Here is a 17,106-nt window from a genome sequence, read left to right as displayed (position 1 = left end):
TCACTCTTCACTAGTTACTAATTACTCAAATTTATTTACTCGCAAAGAGTTTTACATCAGTTTCCGAAATTTCGCTTCCGCCTAAAATGATAAGGCGTTCCACCACGTTTCGCAACTCACGGATGTTCCCGGTCCAATCATATTCCTGAAGCAGTTTGATGGCTCCCGGAGAAAACGCTTTCACGGCATTACCTTGTTCCGAAGCGATTTTATCCGCGAAATGATTGATCAGTAACGGAATATCATCACGACGGTCGTTCAGGGCCGGCACTTTGATCAAAATAACGGCTAAACGATGGTACAAATCTTCGCGGAAACGGCCTTCGGCTATTTCTTTTTTCAAATCTTTGTTGGTAGCTGCTACAACCCTCACATCTATTTTGATGTCTTTGTCTGCTCCGACGCGCTGCACTAAATTCTCCTGTAACGCACGTAACACTTTCGCTTGCGCAGATAAACTCATGTCTCCAATCTCATCCAGAAAAATGGTTCCTCCGTTGGCGGCTTCAAATTTACCGGCGCGGTCTTTCACGGCAGAAGTAAAGGCTCCTTTTACGTGGCCGAACAATTCGCTTTCAATCAATTCTGAGGGAATGGCAGCACAGTTTACTTCAATAAGCGGCGCTGCTGAACGTTCACTTTTTTCGTGCAACTGATGCGCTACCAATTCTTTACCTGTTCCGTTCGGTCCGGTAATCAGCACGCGGGCTTCGGTTGGCGCTACTTTTTCAACCATTTCCTTTATATGATTGATCGGTTCGCTATCCCCAATCATTTCGTAGTTTTTGGAGACTTTCTTTTTAAGGATTTTGTTCTCCACCACCAATTGCTTACGGTCTAAAGCGTTTCGAACGGTATTCAGCAAACGGTTCAAATCCGGTGGTTTGGAAATATAATCGAAAGCGCCTAATCGCATCGTATTGACTGCGGTTTCCAGATCGCCGTGACCGGAAATCATGACCATCGGGATTTCAGGTTTGATTTTTTTAACGGCTTCTAGCACTTCTTCACCATCCATTTTCGGCATTTTGATGTCACACAAAACCAAATCATAATCTTCGTTCTTGATTTTCTCCAAGCCCTGAAGACCGTCTTCGGCTTCGTCCACTTTATAGGTATCGCTTTCTTCCGAGAGGATTTTGGTTAAAACCCTTCGGATGGCGGCTTCGTCTTCTATGATTAATATTTTTGACATAATTGTTTTTTGCGGATTTGTGTATTTGGTTATTCGAAGTTACGATTGAAATTAACAAATAACCAAAAAATCAAATAACCAAATTTAATATTTAAGCCACTTAAAAAGTTCCTTCCAGGTTGGTTTTTTTCCGTACATAAGGATTCCCACTCGGTAGATTTTAGCGGCAAACCAAACAATTCCAAGGAAACTACCGAACAATAACGCAACGGACAAGGCCAATTGCCACCAAGGCACACCAAACGGAATTCGCATCAGCATGACAATCGGCGAGGTTAACGGAATCATCGAGAAAACCGTGGCCACCGTTCCGTGCGGGTCTTTCATTACCGTGAAAAATCCAACGTAAACGCCTAACATCAATGGCATGATGATCGGCAACAAAAACTGCTGGGAATCGGTTTCGGAATCCACCGCGGCACCGATAGCAGCGTAAAGGGAACTGTATAAAAAGTATCCTCCAATGAAATACACAATAAAGAAAACAAAAAGTGTAGTAGTAGGTATTTCAGTTAAATACATTTGAATTTTGGCTGCAAAACTGGTAGCCGCTTCCATTTGCTCCGGCTGTAGTTGAGAAGCAGAAGTCGCGCTTGCCACATCGCCTCCGGTAAAAATAGTAACCACAAAAAGAAGGATGAAGCCTAATATAATCCAAACTAAAAACTGCAAAATTCCGGCCAGTGAAGTACCGATAATCTTCCCCATCATCAGTTGGAAAGGTTTTACGGAAGAAATAATGATTTCAATGATACGATTTGTTTTTTCCTCGATTACGCTTCGCATTACCATGTTGCCGTAGATAATGATAAACATCATGATCAGGTAGCCGAAAAGGAAACCGATACCGATTTTAATTTCGTTCAGGAATTTCAAACCTTCCTCTCCTGAGAATTTAGACACGTGAACGTCTGATTTAACTCTTGCTTTTTCAATTTTGTCGGAATCAAAACCTAATTGCTGCAAATTGCTCTTGCTCAGCTTATTATTGATAACACTTTCCATGTCGTGGATGAATTCCATGCTCGGACTGTCATCGGAAATGTATTCTGTTTTAGTGGCCAATTCCTGTATATCTGCCACTTTCGGAACGTAAATCATCCCTTCATAGCTGTTGCTGGCAGTGTCTTTAGCGGTTTGTAAAGGCATGGTTGACAAATCCACATAAGCAATTTCATCAGTGTTCTTGAAATCACTTTTAAAAATACCCGCCGTATCGTGAATGGCTATTTTTTTCACTTCCCCTTCATTCGCATTCGATAAAAAAGCAATTAAAGCAGACATGGCCACAATTAAAAGCGGCCCCAGAAAAGTCATGACGATGAAGGATTTGTTACGCACTTTGGCGATAAACTCTCTCTTTATGATTAGTGATACTACTCCCATTATTTCTTCGTTACGGTTTGAATGAATATATCGTTAATGCTCGGGATTTTTTCCACGAAATGGGTTACCTGCCCATTTTGGGTTAAGATGTTCAGCAACTCGTTTGGTGCGGAACCGTTTAACTGCACTTCAAGTTTCAATTCGTCGTTTAAGGATTTGAAATCGGTTTGCTGCAATTGGAACTTCTGCGTCAAATCGTACATTAATCGTTCTACATTATCGGATAAAATCCCAACTTCGTAGGCATTGGTACGGTGTGATTTTTTAACGTCGATTAATTTTCCTTCTATCAATTTATTCGATTTGTGGATCAACGCGATATGGTCACACATCTCTTCCACACTTTCCATGCGGTGCGTCGAGAAGATAACCGAAGTCCCTTTTTTATTCAATTCAATGATTTCGTCTTTGATCAGGTTGGCATTTACCGGGTCAAAACCTGAGAAGGGTTCGTCCAGAATCAACAATTTAGGCTGGTGCAACACCGTAACGATGAACTGTACTTTCTGCGCCATTCCTTTGGACAACTCCTGAATTTTTTTGCCCCACCAGCTTTCGATCTCGAATTTTTCAAACCAGTATTTCAGTTGTTTTTTGGCTTCCGTTTCTGAAATCCCTTTCAACTGTGCCAGATACATACACTGCTCGCCCACTTTCATGGTTTTATACAAGCCGCGTTCTTCCGGCATGTAACCGATGTATTGCACGTGTTTTGGCGATAATTTTTCACCGTCCAAAATGATTTCACCGCCGTCGGGCATTGTTATCTGGTTGATGATTCGGATTAAAGAGGTTTTTCCGGCACCGTTAGGACCAAGAAGTCCGTAAATACTGCCTTTCGGAACACTTAAAGAAACGCTGTTGAGCGCGGTATAGTCGCCATATTGCTTGACAACATTATGTACTTCAAGAATTGAACTCATGAATTTGTTTGTTTTTTGTAAAAGTACTTATTAGATACCAATTGTGGGAATATGTTACACAAAAAAACCCATCATCAAACAGACAATGGGTTTTTCCAACGTATAAAAAAATTATGAAAACATGTCTTTCACTTTCTCAAAGAAAGACTTATCGGATTTTTCAGGTTTCGGAACAAAATTAGGATCTTCCATCATTTTTTCGAAGAACTGTTTTTGCTCTTTGTTTAAGGTTTTTGGTGTCCAAACATTTACATGCACCAATAAATCACCGCTGCCGTAGCTGTTCAGACTTGGGATTCCTTTCCCTTTCAGGCGTAAAATCTTTCCGGATTGGATACCTTCTTCCAGTTTAATGCGTACTTTACCGCTTACCGTTTCAATTTCTTTAGACGTTCCTAAAGCAGCTTCAGCAAAACTGATGTATAAATCGTAGTGCAGGTTTTCGCCTTCACGTTTTAAGGTTTCGTGCTCCACCTCTTCGATTACCACGATCAAATCGCCCGGAATTCCGTTGGCTCCCGGAGCATCGTTACCTTTTCCGGATACTTTCAGCTGCATTCCGTCTACTACTCCTGCCGGAATTTTGATCGATACGGTTTCGTCTTCCAGTATCATTCCGTGTGCATCGGCCCCTGCAGGTTTGCTGTCGATCATCTGACCGGTTCCGCCACAGGCATTACACGGAGATGAGGTTTGCATCCTTCCTAAAATCGTATTGGTTACACGGGTTACCTGACCGGAACCATGACAGGTTGGACACGTTCTGTAGGTTACACCCTGCGCCTGGATTTTACGTTTTACTTTTACTTTTTTCTCAACACCATTGGCAATTTCTTCCAAGGTCATTTTTACTTTGATACGAAGATTGCTCCCTTTCATTCTGCGCTGACCACCACCGCCGCCGAAACCTCCAAAACCGCCACCAAAAGCACCTCCGAAAATATCCCCGAATTGGCTGAAAATATCATCCATGTTCATGTGGTGACCGCCACCGCCAAATCCGCCGGCGCCTTCAAAAGCAGCATGACCGTATTGATCGTAACGTGCTTTTTTGTCAGCATCTCCCAAAACCTCATAAGCTTCGGCTGCTTCTTTGAACTTGTCTTCGGCTGCTTTATCGCCCGGGTTTTTGTCAGGGTGGAATTCAATAGCTTTCTTGCGGTAAGCTTTTTTGATCTGCTCTGCCGTTGCGTTTCTGTCTACTCCTAATACTTCGTATAAATCTCTTTTCTTCATCAGTATGATCTATTTTTGGGGTTATGCCCCAATAACAACTTTTGGAAAACGAATAATTTTGTCGCCTAATTTATAACCTTTTTCCACTACATCCACAACTTTCCCTTTCATGTCATCTCCGGCAGGTATTTGGGTAATCGCTTCGGCAAAATCAGCATTGAAATCGTCTCCGGCTTTTAGCTCCACTTCCTCCAGACCTTTCGAAACAAGGGTGGATTTCAGTTTGTCATAGATCAACTCAACTCCTTTTACCATAGCTTCATCTTCTGACTTGGAAATCTGTGTAATCGCTCTGTCAAAATCGTCCATCACGGGCAACATGGCCTGTAATACTTCCTGTCCCGCAGTTTTAAACAATTCCACACGTTCTTTGGAAGTACGTTTTTTATAGTTTTCAAATTCGGCAAACAAACGTAAGAACTTGTCTTTTTCTTTGGCTAAATCTTCCTGAAGCTGCTCTTCCGCAGTCAGTTCAGGATTGGTAATTTCCTGGTTTTCCGAAACATTCTCATTATTCAATGGCTCTTTCTCGATGTTTTCAGTACTTTCCTGGCTCATATTTTTAGGTCTTTTTTTAAACATTATACTAACTCTTGTATTTTGAGATTGCAAAAGTATTGCCAAAGGTTCAAAAATGCCAATTTGTCACTATTATTTTTTATAAAAATCTTGCAAACACAGATTATCTTATCTAACTTTAATATAACTTTAAGAAGTTTTAGTGTACAAATAAATAGCTTTGTATAAGCATCATTCAATTAAATCATAATCCTATGAAAAGAGCTGTTCTTACCTTATTGGTCATAAGCACCATGACTTTTGTATCCTGCAACAAACAAGAAAAAGCTATTGAAGAACCGCTGCCTTCAACGAGCGAGGCTGTAATAACACAAGGAGATCTTAAATTAACAGTTGATACAAAAAGTTCTGTAATTAACTGGATCGGAGCAAAACCGACCGGAAAGCACCATGGAACAATCAATCTGAAAGAAGGGGAAGTAATGGTTAAAGAAGGGAATATCCAAAGCGGGACATTTATCCTGGACATGAATACCCTTACGGTAACCGATTTAAAAGCGGCCGACGGAAAAGCAGATTTAGAAGCCCACCTTAAAGGCACTAAAGGAAAAGATGCCGAAGACGATTTTTTTAATGTAAAACGATATCCAACGGGTAAATTTGTAATCCAGAAAGTAGCCCATGAAGACGGTAAAACCATTGTTTATGGAAGCCTTACCTTAAAAAATGTGGTCAAAGCGGTTAATTTCCCGGCAACAGTTGTCGCGACAGACTCTTTGGTTTCTATTGAAAGTGAACCATTAATGATCAACAGAACCTACTGGAACATTAACTACGGCTCCAAAACGGTTTTCAACAACCTGAAAGACAAGTTCATCAATGATGAAGTGGAAGTACAGATAAAAGTAAAAGCAACAAAATAATTATTAATTCATCTTACGATTATACTAAAAAAGCACCTTTTAAAGGTGCTTTTTTTTTATGCTTAGGTCAATAAACTGTCCAATGCTTTTTCCAGAATCTTATATTTAAACTGAAAGCCGTTATCAAGTGCTTTCTGTGCGCTCACATTCTGACTTTCAAACAGCAGGATGTGCATTTCTCCCAACATCAGTTTCATCATGAATTTAGGCACGTTCGGCAAAAACATATCTTTATCCAAAGTTTTGCTGATGGTGGTGATCAGTTCTGTATTGGTTACCGGATGTGGTGCCACGGCATTATAAACCCCGTCCCAGTTGTTGAGCACGGCAAATAAAAACATCGTAGCCAAATCATGGATATGAATCCAGGACTGCATTTGTTTTCCGGTACCGAAAGCGGCTCCCATTCCCGATTTGACAGGCTTTACCATTTGGGGTAATGCGCCTCCGTCATTAGACAATACCAGTCCAATGCGTAACTTACAAACGGAAATATTCAGACGCTTGAATTTTTCAACGGAATCTTCCCATTTTTCAGTAACAGTTCCCAGAAAAGTCGGGCTAATTTCCGTATCTGCTTCAGTATACAACTTATCTAAGCTACTCGGATAGATACCGATGGCTGAAGCCGAAATGATTTGTTTAACACCATTCGGATTGCTTTTCAGTGCTTTAAAAAGCAAATCGGACGTAAGAATCCTGCTTTCAATGATTTCCTGCTTGTACGAATTGGTCCAGCGTTTGGCAATATTAGCCCCTGCCAAATGAATGATGGCATCTACCCCTAAAAGGCAGTTCTCATCGATTATGCCCTTTTGAGGATCCCAAAAAAAGCCCTGATAGTGAGGCTCTCCTTCTATTTTCTTTTTTGAAGTAGTGAGATAGTGAACCGAAATCCCGTTTTGCAGCAGCAACGAAACCAGTTCCTTTCCTATCATTCCGGTCGCTCCTGTTATCAAAATTTTCATCCTCAGCTTTTTATTACAAATTTAAAGCCTGCAAGATAAAAAATAATGTTAATTAAGCTAGGTTTAACTTTAAAGGAATGTTATGATTTATCAGGTTATTCGGTTATTCGGGGTTTGGGGATTTGAAAATTTAAAGATTCCGGTTTTACTAACCCGTTAATTTTTTAGAATTTTGAGATTGGAATTTGCAACTTTATTTAAGTTTGATACTCCATTCGAATTCCATTTCGGAAACCTGATCGCCTTTTTCATCGGTACCAATTGATTTCATCCAGAAGGTCTGGCCTTCGCCGGTGGCTATAGTGCGTTGGATAGCTTCCTCAATTAAATGACCGTCTTTACATATAAAAGTGATACGTCCTTTTGCTTTCTTGCTAAAGCTACCTTTATTATTAGCTACCAGCATGGAGATGTTTTTACCGCTTTTTTTGATCTGATACATTACCAAAGCGCCGGTAGTTAATTCCGCAGCCATGGCCTGTACAGCAAAATACATGGAATTAAAAGGGTTCTGATTGAACCAACGGTGCTTAACCGACACAGTACATTGCTCGGTAGAAATCTGCTTTACCCTTACCCCGCTCCAAAAAGCTGAAGGAAGTTTAAAAAACAAAAATGCATTCAATTTTGAGGGTGTAAACTCCATAACGCTATATTTTACGCTAATGTACAAAAAAATACTATGCATTCATACAAAAATATATTTGTTAAAATTATGTTAATTATTAGTACTTTGTATTGCAAGGTATCTGTTTTTGACCTTATCTTTGTATAAGAAATTAATAGTTATTCAATAGTATTATAAAAAAATAAAATCATCATGAAAAATTCAATCATTTATTTAGGAGTCGCTTTAGTAACCTTAACAAATGTTATTCAAGCTTTAGGTCAGCAATCTTTTAGTAAAGGTGACAGCCTGGCACAAACTGTTCACTACAGTAAAAATTTTGACGGAAACACTAACGGTGCTTTTTCAATCAAAAGAAACGTTAACGAAGGCGGAAATCCTGTAAGTGCCAATTCGGAAATCATAACCGTTCCGGCGTATACTAAAACTGTGGAAGAAATCATTGCTGAAAACAATCAGATCATCGAGAGCGCTACTTCAACAGAACAAACCACAGAAGATACTCTATTGGATTTAACAATCGATGCGGCTCCTGTAAGTGACGAACAAGTACTGGAAGAAAGAATCGAACAAGACAGCCAGATAATCGAGAGCCCTGTTTTAACAGCCATTCAGCCTTCTGCTTTGAAAAAATCTAAGAGATCATAATCCTAACAACATCAAAAAAAGGAAGATAACTTAAGTGTTAAGGATTTGTTAAATATCAGTACTTTGTATTGCAAGGTATCTTCTTTTAGACTTATCTTTGTATAAGAAATTAATAGCTTATCAATAGTATTGTTAAAAATCAATCATCAGGTTTCACCCGAGGCACGGCCGAACTGTTTGGAGCGCAGCGGAAAAAATCATCAATCACCTAGTTTCAATCATCAATCAAATCAATCATCAAGTTTCAATCATCAATCATCAATCATCAATCATCAATCAATCAAAAACAATCACCATGACAAGTTCAACAGAAAAAAGCACGGCAACCATTTTACAGCTCAGCACCCTGTCGCAGTATTTTATTCCGCTGGGCAATTACTTCTTCCCCATCCTGATCTGGTCCTACAGAAAAGACAAATCGGAATTTGTGGATAAGACCGGGAAACATGTTTTGAATTTTCAGCTAAGCATGTTGTTGTATTCGGTAATTCTGGCCGTAATCGCCATTCCAACGTTCATGTACTCAATTTTCAGTAATGTGACTTTTCAGGAATTCGAAGACGGAAACTTCAGGTTGGAGCAACTAGCCGCCGGAAACCTGACCGGGATTGTAATGATAGCCCTGACATCGGTTTTCCTGTTCTGCACGATAAAAGTAGTCGAGTTCTTCCTGATTATTTATGCAGCAGTAAAAACAAGCAACGGAGAAGAGTATAAATACCCATTCAGTATTTCATTTTTAAAATAAAAGCAAAAATCATCAATCATCACCCGAGGCATTTGATATTATGAAAATTAATTAATCAGAGCGCAGCGTAAAAAATCAAAAAATGAACAGTTTAATCTCAAAAAAAGAAATTCTATGAACATTGAGAACACCAAAGCTCAGATGCGCAAAGGGGTTTTAGAGTTCTGTATCCTATCGGTATTAAAAGAAAAAGATGCCTACACTTCAGAAATCCTAGACACCTTAAAAAACGCCAAGTTACTTGTAGTTGAAGGGACCGTTTACCCATTACTTACACGCTTGAAAAACGATGGATTACTCAGCTACCGCTGGGAAGAATCTACCTCGGGGCCACCCAGAAAATATTACGGGTTAACCGATGAAGGACATGAATTTTTAAAAGAATTAGATGGCACCTGGAATGAGTTAGCCGGAGCCGTAAACACCATAACCAGCCAAAACAAATAGTCATGAACAAAACAGTAAGCATAAATTTAGGAGGTTTTCCATTTAACATAGACGAAGACGCCTTTCAAAAACTGAGTCGTTACTTTGATGCGATTAAGCGTTCGCTTTCTCCGGACGGAAGAGACGAAATCATGAACGACATCGAGAGCAGAGTTGCAGAACTATTGTCTGAGAAATTGTCAAACGAAAAGCAGGTTATCGGACTTACGGAAATTGATCAGGTTATTGCCGTGATGGGACAACCCGAAGATTATAGAATTGAAGACGAAACTACGCAAGCTACTTATACAACTTACAATCCTACCGGATCTAAAAAACTATACCGTGACAAAGAAAAAGGAATGTTAGGTGGTGTTTTAGCTGGTTTTGGTCACTATTTCGGTGTAGATCCGCTTTGGCTGCGTATCATCATGGTTATCTTACTTTTAAGCTGGGGAATCGGACTTATCCCGTACATCATCTTCTGGATTTTAGTACCGGAAGCCAAAACCACAGCAGAAAAACTGGAAATGACAGGCCAACCGATAACCATTTCCAATATCGAGAAAAAAGTAAAGGAAGGCTTTGCTGAAATTTCAGATACAATCAACAACATCGACCACCAGAAAATTGCAGATAATGCAAAGACCGGTGCCCAAAAAATCGGTACTTCCCTGGAAGATATTTTAATGACGTTCTTCAAGGTTATCGCAAAAGTAATCGGTGCGTTTATTACCGTAATTTCAGCATCCTCTCTGATCGGAATCCTTATTTTCAGCATCATGTTGGTTTTTTCCTCCACCATGCCGGATGCTCCGTGGTTTAACCACCTCAATGCAGAAAACTATACGGATATCCCAATGTGGTTAGTAGGAATCTTAGCACTGTCCGCTATCGGAATTCCATGCTTCTTCTTCTTCCTTTTAGGTTTGAAACTTTTGGTAAACAATCTGAAATCAATTGGAAATTATGCAAAATTCACCTTATTGGCTGTTTGGATCATATCGGTTATCGCCATTATTTACATCGGAATATGTCAGGCTACTGAAGTTGGTTTCGAAGGAAAAACGGTAAAAAAAGAACATTTGGGTGTTTCGGCAAACGATACTTTAAACATCAAGTTCCGTTTCAACGATTATTTCTCAAAAACGGCTAACCGTCATCGTCATTCTGATTTCAGATTCACTCAGGATTCGGCTCAAAATGAAGTAATCTACTCCAACAACGTTGAATTACACTTGTTAAAAACTTCAGAGGACCCTTATATGCAAATCGAAAAAATTGCAGAAGGAAAATCACTGTCAGATGCCAGAAAGCGTGCCGAAAAAATCAAATATAATTTTGAAGCTCAGGGAAATACCTTAATTTTAGATAATTATTTACTAACCGATATCGAGAACAAATACCGCAATCAGAGAGTAAAAATATTTCTTTACTTACCGGAGGGCGTAATCATTCATCCGGATGCCGATACATCAGGATACTTAGACAACGATTATTCCGACTATTATTTCTACACCGACAGTGATCAGAGATATTACAAAATGGAAAAAGAAAAAATGAAATGTCTGAACTGCCCTGAGGAAGAGCAAGAAGAAGGTGACAATTGGGAAGACGGGGAAATCAACATCGAAGTTCCTTCAGAACCGGGAGATCCTGCGGAACCAGGAGAAAAAACCACTACAGTTACTTTAAACGAAAAAGGGTTGCAAATCAAAGAAAGTAAAAAAGTAACCAACAAAGAGGTTAAAGGCATAAAAGTTAAAGATGACGAAGTAATCATCAAAACAAATTAAGAAACAAGAAATCAATCATCATCAACCTCTGCGCACCAAATTATTATGTGCGCAGAGGAAAAAAATCAATCAAAAATCAACCGCTATGATAAAATTAGTCATCAATATTACAAAAGTGTTCATTACAGCAGTAGTGGCAATACTTTCCACATCCTGCAACATGAATGTGAGCGGGTTTAAAAAAGTAGACGGCGACGGCAATGTCGTTACCAAAACCAGAACTGTTTCCTCCGATTTTACTTCGGTAGTGGCCAGCAACGGATTAGACGTTATCTTAGTTCAGGGCGCTGACCACGAAATCAAAGTAGAGGCCGATGCCAATTTACAGGAACACATCAAAACAGAAATTTCCGAAGGAGAATTAAAAGTGTATTCCGATGTAAACATCCGAAATGCCGAAGCCCGAAAAGTATACGTTCAGTTGCCGAAACTAAACTCATTGGAAAGTTCAAGCGGCGCTTCTGTGGTAAGCAAAAGCACTTTTGAAGGTACTTCTATGGATGTTTCCTCAAGCAGCGGAAGTGAAATCGACTTAAAAGTAAACGTAGCGGCCCTAAGTTGCCAAAGCAGCAGCGGAAGCGAACTTAAAGTAAGCGGTAAAGCAGACAAACTGGAAACAAAATCCTCCAGCGGAAGCGCCATAGACGCCAAAAGTTTAAACGTTAGCAATGCCTTTGCAGATTCCTCCAGCGGCAGCAGCATCGAACTGAACGCCACTGAAACACTTACAGCGGAAGCTTCAAGCGGAAGTTCAGTTACTTACGTAAGCGAACCGAAAACGCTGAACAAAAAAGCAAGTTCCGGAGGCACTGTCAAAAAAGACTAGCTCAAAATGTAAAAATGCTTAAGAGGCTTAAATGTGCCTCTTTTTTTCTGGCCAATTTTATATAATTAAGAATTTACTTATAGTAACAATCAAAAAACTTAATCAATCAATCAACCGAGTCATGAAAAAAATTCATTTAAAAATGTGCACTATTGCTGCTTTGTTCTTTGGAGCAGTGACACTACACGCACAGGAAACCAAAACGTCCAACTACAATTACAATGAAGCTTTTGGCAATAATTTCTACGCGAAAAATGCCAGCGAGACACGATCAGCAAGCGGTCAGCCCGGGCCAAAATACTGGCAAAACAAAGCAGATTATTCCCTGACGGCAACGTTAAACGAACAAACCAGCGAAATCACCGGCTCTGAAATCCTTACCTACACCAACAACAGCCCGGATAAACTGGCGTTTTTATGGATGCATCTTGATCAAAACCTTTTTCAAAAAGATTCAAGAGGTAATGCCGTAATACCGGTAAAAGGCAGCAGAAATGGTGCCCGCGGCGAAATTTTTGACGGAGGTCATAAAATAAAATCCGTGAGTTTACTTTCAACCGTTAACGGAAAAACCATTGAAAAAGAACTGAAATACACCATCGCCGATACCCGGATGCAGGTTGTACTTCCTGAAGCCGTGAAAGCCAATGGCGGAAGCGTAAGACTAAAGATCAATTTCTCCTTCACTTCGCCTGTTTTCGGTTCCGACAGAATGGGTATCCTGGAAACTAAAAACGGAAAAATATTTGCAGTAGCCCAATGGTATCCGAGAATGTGCGTGTATGACGACAGCCGCGGCTGGGACACACACCCTTACTTAGGCGCCGGAGAGTTTTATCTGGAATATGGCGATTTCGATGTTGCCATTACCGCGCCAGCCAACCATATCGTAGTGAGTTCCGGTGAATTGACAAATCCTAAAGAAGTATACACCGCAGAACAGTTAAAACGATGGGAAGCGGCTAAACAAAGTGATAAAACGGTCATCATCCGTTCTGAGGAAGAAGTAAAAAATCCGGCTTCAAGACTGGCAGGAAAAACCACATTAACCTGGAAGTTCAAAATGACCAATTCGCGTGATGTGTCATGGGCTTCCTCGGCAGCTTTTATCATCGATGCGGCCAGAATCAATCTTCCAAGCGGAAAAAAATCTTTAGCCATTGGCGCCTATCCTGCTGAAAGCAACGGCAATGAAGCGTGGGGCCGTGCTACGGAATATACCAAAGCCAGCATCGAAAACTATTCCAAAAGATGGTTTGAATACCCGTATCCTGCAGCAACAAACGTAGCCAGTAACGTAGGCGGAATGGAATACCCGGGAATAGTATTTTGCTCCTCCAAAGCCGCCGGTGATGACTTGTGGGGCGTAACCGATCACGAATTCGGACACTGCTGGTTCCCAATGATCGTAGGCTCAAACGAACGTCTTTTTGCCTGGATGGACGAAGGTTTCAACACGTTCATCAACGGATTAAGCTCAGAGGATTTCAACAATGGGGAATACAAACACCGAAAACACAACATGCACAAAGAAGCGCAAGTGTTTACAAATCCTGAAATTGAAGCTATTATCAGTCCGGCTGACAATTTAAAAGAAGTCAACTTAGGCATCCTTGCTTACGAAAAACCGGGCGAAGGGCTTAACATGCTCCGCAACGAAATCCTTGGAAAAGAGCGATTTGATTTTGCTTTCAGAACCTATGTGGAACGTTGGGCATTCAAGCATCCTACTCCGGATGATTTCTTCAGAACCATGGAAAACGCCTCCGGCGAAGACCTTAACTGGTTTTGGAGAAGCTGGTTCTTAAACAACTGGAAATTAGACCAAGCCATCACAAAAGTAAAGTACACTAAAAACGATCCGAAAAACGGCAGCGTTATCACTATTACAAATCTGGAGAAAATGCCGATGCCGGTAGTATTGGAATTCAAGACCAAAAGCGGCGCAGTTTCAAGGCTAAAATTACCGGTTGAAATCTGGCAACGCAACATTGAATGGACGTTCAAGCACAATTCAACAGAAGAACTGGAAAGCATCATCATCGATCCGGACAAAAATTATCCAGACTATAATGAGGAAAATAACATCTGGACCGACGCTAAAAACGGCATAACAAAATCTCCGGACCTTACGGCTTATGTGGGTGAATTCACCAGCAAACAAATCCCAATCAAGGTAACCGTTTCACAGGAAGACGGCGAACTGGTTTTCAATGCCGAAGGTCAACCAACCCTTTCACTGGAAAACAAAGGGAAAGATAAATTTGTTTTCGAACGACTTGGCATTATTGTCCAGTATAACGAAATGAAAAACGGTTTTTCAATGAGAGTAAGAGGCAAGGATTATGAATTCACCAAAGGAATATAACCCTGAAAATCTTTTTAAAGACTAAAAAATAAAACATCGGCTTTGGCTGGTGTTTTTTTTTATATTTGTGAAAACAAAAGAATGTAGCCCAAATGAAAAAACTGTACTTCCTACTATTCGTCTTAGCCATTTCAGCGGTTTCCTTTGCTCAGAAAAAGGAAAAAATAAAAGGTTCCAAAATCGTGACGGTTACCCAAAAAGAAGTTGAGCCTTTTGAGAACCTGGAAATCGAAGACAATCTGGAAATCTTCATCATTAAAGGTGACAAGCAAAGCCTTGAGATTGAGGCCGATGACAACCTGCACGATGTCCTGAAGTATGAAATGAACGGAAATTCCCTTCGTTTGAGCGCTACAAAAGACGTTTCAGGAGCCAAGAAATTCAGTGTCCGTGTAACGTATACCGACAACTTAAAACTGATTACCGTTCGCGGCGAGGCCCAATTGAATTCGTTAGCTGATTTACAGGGTGAGAACATCACCGTAAAAAATTACGACTATTCAAAATCTTACCTTAATGTAAAAGTGAATCATTTTACATTAATCATGAACGATAAAACCAAAGCCGAACTGAATGCCAAATCACAATCGGTTACTTTAGAGCTGAGCAAAAATGCAGAAATTAAAACTTTGGTAACCAGCCAAAACCTAAAAATCGATTTGTACCAAAAAACTTCAGCCACTATTGAAGGTGATGCGGCTACGGCAAAAATCCGATTAGACAACAATTCTAACCTGACGGCCAAAAAACTGACCGCAGCCGATATGGAATTAGTAGCGGAATCGTATTCTAATGTAAGTGTAAACGCTACTAAAAACATCAGCATTACAGCAGCAGGAAAATCTGAAATCCAATTGTTTGGCGAACCTAAAATAAACATGATTAAGTTTTCCGATAATGCGACTTTGTATAAAAAACAATTGCAATAATCCGAAAAGTACAGCATAAAAAAAATCCCAACCGATAAGTTGGGATTTTTTATTTCTATACATTTTCTTAATGTGTACTTGCTGCTACATGGTGCTCTTTAGCTGCTAAATAACGTTCTGCATCCAAAGCCGCCATACAGCCTGTTCCTGCAGCCGTAACCGCCTGACGGTATACATGATCGGCAGCATCACCACCTACAAATACACCTTCCACACTTGTTTTAGCAGTTCCCGGCTCATTGATGATATAACCGGTTTCGTCTAATTTCAGATACTCTTTGAAGATATCCGTATTCGGTTTGTGACCGATTGCCACGAAGAAACCTGTAGCCGGAATTTCTTTCACTTCTCCGGTAGTATTGTTTTTCACACGAACCCCGGTTACCACGTTTCCGTCTCCTAAAACTTCTTCCGTTTCGGTATGTAACAGGATTTCGATGTTTTCGGTATTACGAACGCGTTGCTCCATGATTTTTGAAGCCCTGAACACTTCGCTACGCACCAACATGGTTACTTTTTTACATAATTTGGATAAGTAATGTGCTTCTTCACAAGCACTGTCTCCTGCTCCAACGATAATTACTTCCTGGTTTCTGTAGAAGAATCCGTCGCAAACCGCACAAGCTGAAACACCACCACCCATTTGCAGATAATGCTGCTCGGAAGGCAATCCTAAATATTTCGCCGAAGCACCCGTAGAAATAATCACGGTGTCGCAATGAATCTCTTTCGTATCATTAACCCAAACTTTATGGATCGGGCCTGAAAAATCAACTTTCGTTACCCAACCGTCACGAACGTCAGTTCCGAAACGTTCAGCCTGTTTTTGCAGTTCCACCATCATTTCCGGTCCGGTGATGCCTTCCGGATATCCCGGGAAGTTTTCCACCTCGTTAGTTGTTGTAAGTTGCCCACCAGGCTGAGTCCCCTGATATAAAACGGGGAACATGTTTGCTCTGGCTGCATATATCGCCGCGGTATAACCTGCTGGCCCTGAACCTATAATAAGGCATTTTACTTTTTCTATTGTATCAGACATAATTCGTATGTTGTTATTAAATTTTGAAGCTCACAAATGTAAGTTTAAATTAAAAAAGTTCCTCAAAAAAGATATCAGATTTAACTATTGAAAAATAAATCAGATTTATTCCGAAAAATTTTTTGGAAATAAAATTTTAATCCTATATTTGCACCCACATTTACACGGGGTGTAGCGTAGCCCGGTTATCGCGCCTGGTTTGGGACCAGGAGGTCGCAGGTTCGAATCCTGCCACCCCGACAAATAAATCCTTTCAGCTTTGCTGAAGGGATTTTTTGTTTTCAGGAAAATTCAAGCTCGCTTGAAATTTTATTGAAAACAAAAAAGACCAAAGATTGCGCAGCAATCTTAAAAGGATTTGTTTGCAACATCCTCCAAACAGGATCACGCAGTAATCCTGCATAGAAACAAAAAAAGAGATTTCGCAGAAACTTTAAAGGATTTATTTAGCATCATACCATAAACAGGATCACGCAGTAATCCTGAAATTTATTTTTAGATTCCACAGGAATTTAAAAACTTTACAAGACACCAACTCAAATCATTAG

At 40.2% G+C, this 17,106-nt stretch carries 16 protein-coding genes and 1 tRNA gene; 9 read left to right on the top strand and 8 right to left on the bottom strand.

The features are described from left to right. Positions 1–31: 31 nt before the first annotated feature. From ACWPKD_RS11390 to ACWPKD_RS11370, 5 genes are all read right to left on the bottom strand, one after another. Positions 32–1,195 carry a sigma-54-dependent transcriptional regulator gene (locus ACWPKD_RS11390; protein WP_455412802.1) on the bottom strand — a complete coding sequence of 388 codons (1,164 nt, stop codon included), beginning with the start codon at positions 1,193–1,195 and terminating at the stop codon, positions 32–34. Between the two features lie 84 nt (positions 1,196–1,279). Next, on the bottom strand, positions 1,280–2,581 hold the full coding sequence (locus ACWPKD_RS11385; protein WP_455412801.1) for an ABC transporter permease: 1,302 nt from the start codon (positions 2,579–2,581) through the stop codon (positions 1,280–1,282). Beyond that, positions 2,581–3,504: an ABC transporter ATP-binding protein gene (locus ACWPKD_RS11380; RefSeq protein WP_455412800.1), complete on the bottom strand. Its 924-nt coding sequence runs from the start codon at positions 3,502–3,504 to the stop codon at positions 2,581–2,583. Before ACWPKD_RS11380 ends, ACWPKD_RS11385 begins: the two co-directional genes overlap by 1 nt. A 111-nt stretch (positions 3,505–3,615) precedes the next feature. Then, a complete protein-coding gene (gene dnaJ, locus ACWPKD_RS11375; RefSeq protein WP_455412799.1) occupies positions 3,616–4,740 on the bottom strand; it encodes a molecular chaperone DnaJ in 1,125 nt (374 codons plus the stop codon). A gap of 21 nt (positions 4,741–4,761) precedes the next feature. Then, positions 4,762–5,298 carry a nucleotide exchange factor GrpE gene (locus ACWPKD_RS11370; RefSeq protein WP_455412798.1) on the bottom strand — a complete coding sequence of 179 codons (537 nt, stop codon included), beginning with the start codon at positions 5,296–5,298 and terminating at the stop codon, positions 4,762–4,764. 215 nt (positions 5,299–5,513) lie between these two features. Here ACWPKD_RS11370 and ACWPKD_RS11365 point away from each other — a divergent pair, with 215 nt between their 5' ends. Continuing rightward, complete coding sequence (locus ACWPKD_RS11365; RefSeq protein ID WP_455412797.1) at positions 5,514–6,182, top strand: YceI family protein; 669 nt, start codon at positions 5,514–5,516, stop codon at positions 6,180–6,182. Positions 6,183–6,244: 62 nt separating this feature from the next. Here ACWPKD_RS11365 and ACWPKD_RS11360 read toward each other — a convergent pair whose 3' ends face one another. Next, complete coding sequence (locus tag ACWPKD_RS11360) at positions 6,245–7,150, bottom strand: TIGR01777 family oxidoreductase (protein WP_455412796.1); 906 nt, start codon at positions 7,148–7,150, stop codon at positions 6,245–6,247. A gap of 193 nt (positions 7,151–7,343) precedes the next feature. After that, positions 7,344–7,796, bottom strand: a complete 453-nt coding sequence (locus ACWPKD_RS11355; protein WP_455412795.1) for a DUF4442 domain-containing protein — start codon at positions 7,794–7,796, stop codon at positions 7,344–7,346. A 174-nt stretch (positions 7,797–7,970) separates the two neighbouring features. Between ACWPKD_RS11355 and ACWPKD_RS11350 the strand changes: the two genes are divergently transcribed. The 7 genes from ACWPKD_RS11350 to ACWPKD_RS11320 all read left to right on the top strand — a co-directional run bounded on the left by ACWPKD_RS11350 (position 7,971) and on the right by ACWPKD_RS11320 (position 15,519). Continuing rightward, positions 7,971–8,426: a hypothetical protein gene (locus ACWPKD_RS11350; RefSeq protein WP_455412794.1), complete on the top strand. Its 456-nt coding sequence runs from the start codon at positions 7,971–7,973 to the stop codon at positions 8,424–8,426. Positions 8,427–8,721: 295 nt separating this feature from the next. Continuing rightward, complete coding sequence (locus tag ACWPKD_RS11345; protein ID WP_455412793.1) at positions 8,722–9,174, top strand: DUF4870 domain-containing protein; 453 nt, start codon at positions 8,722–8,724, stop codon at positions 9,172–9,174. A 114-nt stretch (positions 9,175–9,288) separates the two neighbouring features. Next, positions 9,289–9,621, top strand: a complete 333-nt coding sequence (locus ACWPKD_RS11340) for a PadR family transcriptional regulator (protein ID WP_455412792.1) — start codon at positions 9,289–9,291, stop codon at positions 9,619–9,621. A 2-nt stretch (positions 9,622–9,623) separates the two neighbouring features. Beyond that, entirely contained in the window at positions 9,624–11,396 is a 1,773-nt protein-coding gene (locus ACWPKD_RS11335) for a PspC domain-containing protein (protein ID WP_455412791.1), read from the top strand. 85 nt (positions 11,397–11,481) lie between these two features. After that, positions 11,482–12,222: a head GIN domain-containing protein gene (locus ACWPKD_RS11330; RefSeq protein WP_455412790.1), complete on the top strand. Its 741-nt coding sequence runs from the start codon at positions 11,482–11,484 to the stop codon at positions 12,220–12,222. A 121-nt stretch (positions 12,223–12,343) separates the two neighbouring features. Further along, positions 12,344–14,590, top strand: coding sequence for a M1 family aminopeptidase (locus tag ACWPKD_RS11325; RefSeq protein ID WP_455412789.1), 2,247 nt, complete (start codon positions 12,344–12,346; stop codon positions 14,588–14,590). A 92-nt stretch (positions 14,591–14,682) separates the two neighbouring features. Then, positions 14,683–15,519 carry a GIN domain-containing protein gene (locus tag ACWPKD_RS11320; protein WP_455412788.1) on the top strand — a complete coding sequence of 279 codons (837 nt, stop codon included), beginning with the start codon at positions 14,683–14,685 and terminating at the stop codon, positions 15,517–15,519. 67 nt (positions 15,520–15,586) lie between these two features. On the opposite strand, the gene trxB is transcribed toward ACWPKD_RS11320, so the two are convergent. Beyond that, positions 15,587–16,558 (bottom strand): thioredoxin-disulfide reductase, encoded by a 972-nt coding sequence (gene trxB / locus ACWPKD_RS11315; protein WP_455412787.1) that lies wholly within the window; start codon positions 16,556–16,558, stop codon positions 15,587–15,589. 165 nt (positions 16,559–16,723) lie between these two features. On the opposite strand from trxB, the gene ACWPKD_RS11310 reads away from it, so the two are divergent. Continuing rightward, positions 16,724–16,798, top strand: a tRNA-Pro gene (locus ACWPKD_RS11310). Positions 16,799–17,106: the final 308 nt, after the last annotated feature.

The sequence above is a fragment of the Flavobacterium pedocola genome, assembly GCF_053764385.1.
Note: the sequence above shows the minus strand (reverse complement) of the source record. Positions and strands in the feature narration are given on the sequence as shown.

Bases quoted from the DNA above. Each gene is read 5' to 3' on its own strand.
- ACWPKD_RS11385 (WP_455412801.1), bottom strand. From the start codon at position 2,581: ATGGGAGTAGTATCACTAATCATAAAGAGAGAGTTTATCGCCAAAGTG.
- ACWPKD_RS11390 (WP_455412802.1), bottom strand. From the start codon at position 1,195: ATGTCAAAAATATTAATCATAGAAGACGAAGCCGCCATCCGAAGGGTT.
- ACWPKD_RS11325 (WP_455412789.1), top strand. From the start codon at position 12,344: ATGAAAAAAATTCATTTAAAAATGTGCACTATTGCTGCTTTGTTCTTT.
- dnaJ (WP_455412799.1), bottom strand. From the start codon at position 4,740: ATGAAGAAAAGAGATTTATACGAAGTATTAGGAGTAGACAGAAACGCA.
- ACWPKD_RS11335 (WP_455412791.1), top strand. From the start codon at position 9,624: ATGAACAAAACAGTAAGCATAAATTTAGGAGGTTTTCCATTTAACATA.
- trxB (WP_455412787.1), bottom strand. From the start codon at position 16,558: ATGTCTGATACAATAGAAAAAGTAAAATGCCTTATTATAGGTTCAGGG.
- ACWPKD_RS11380 (WP_455412800.1), bottom strand. From the start codon at position 3,504: ATGAGTTCAATTCTTGAAGTACATAATGTTGTCAAGCAATATGGCGAC.
- ACWPKD_RS11340 (WP_455412792.1), top strand. From the start codon at position 9,289: ATGAACATTGAGAACACCAAAGCTCAGATGCGCAAAGGGGTTTTAGAG.
- ACWPKD_RS11345 (WP_455412793.1), top strand. From the start codon at position 8,722: ATGACAAGTTCAACAGAAAAAAGCACGGCAACCATTTTACAGCTCAGC.
- ACWPKD_RS11355 (WP_455412795.1), bottom strand. From the start codon at position 7,796: ATGGAGTTTACACCCTCAAAATTGAATGCATTTTTGTTTTTTAAACTT.
- ACWPKD_RS11330 (WP_455412790.1), top strand. From the start codon at position 11,482: ATGATAAAATTAGTCATCAATATTACAAAAGTGTTCATTACAGCAGTA.
- ACWPKD_RS11350 (WP_455412794.1), top strand. From the start codon at position 7,971: ATGAAAAATTCAATCATTTATTTAGGAGTCGCTTTAGTAACCTTAACA.
- ACWPKD_RS11370 (WP_455412798.1), bottom strand. From the start codon at position 5,298: ATGAGCCAGGAAAGTACTGAAAACATCGAGAAAGAGCCATTGAATAAT.
- ACWPKD_RS11320 (WP_455412788.1), top strand. From the start codon at position 14,683: ATGAAAAAACTGTACTTCCTACTATTCGTCTTAGCCATTTCAGCGGTT.
- ACWPKD_RS11365 (WP_455412797.1), top strand. From the start codon at position 5,514: ATGAAAAGAGCTGTTCTTACCTTATTGGTCATAAGCACCATGACTTTT.
- ACWPKD_RS11360 (WP_455412796.1), bottom strand. From the start codon at position 7,150: ATGAAAATTTTGATAACAGGAGCGACCGGAATGATAGGAAAGGAACTG.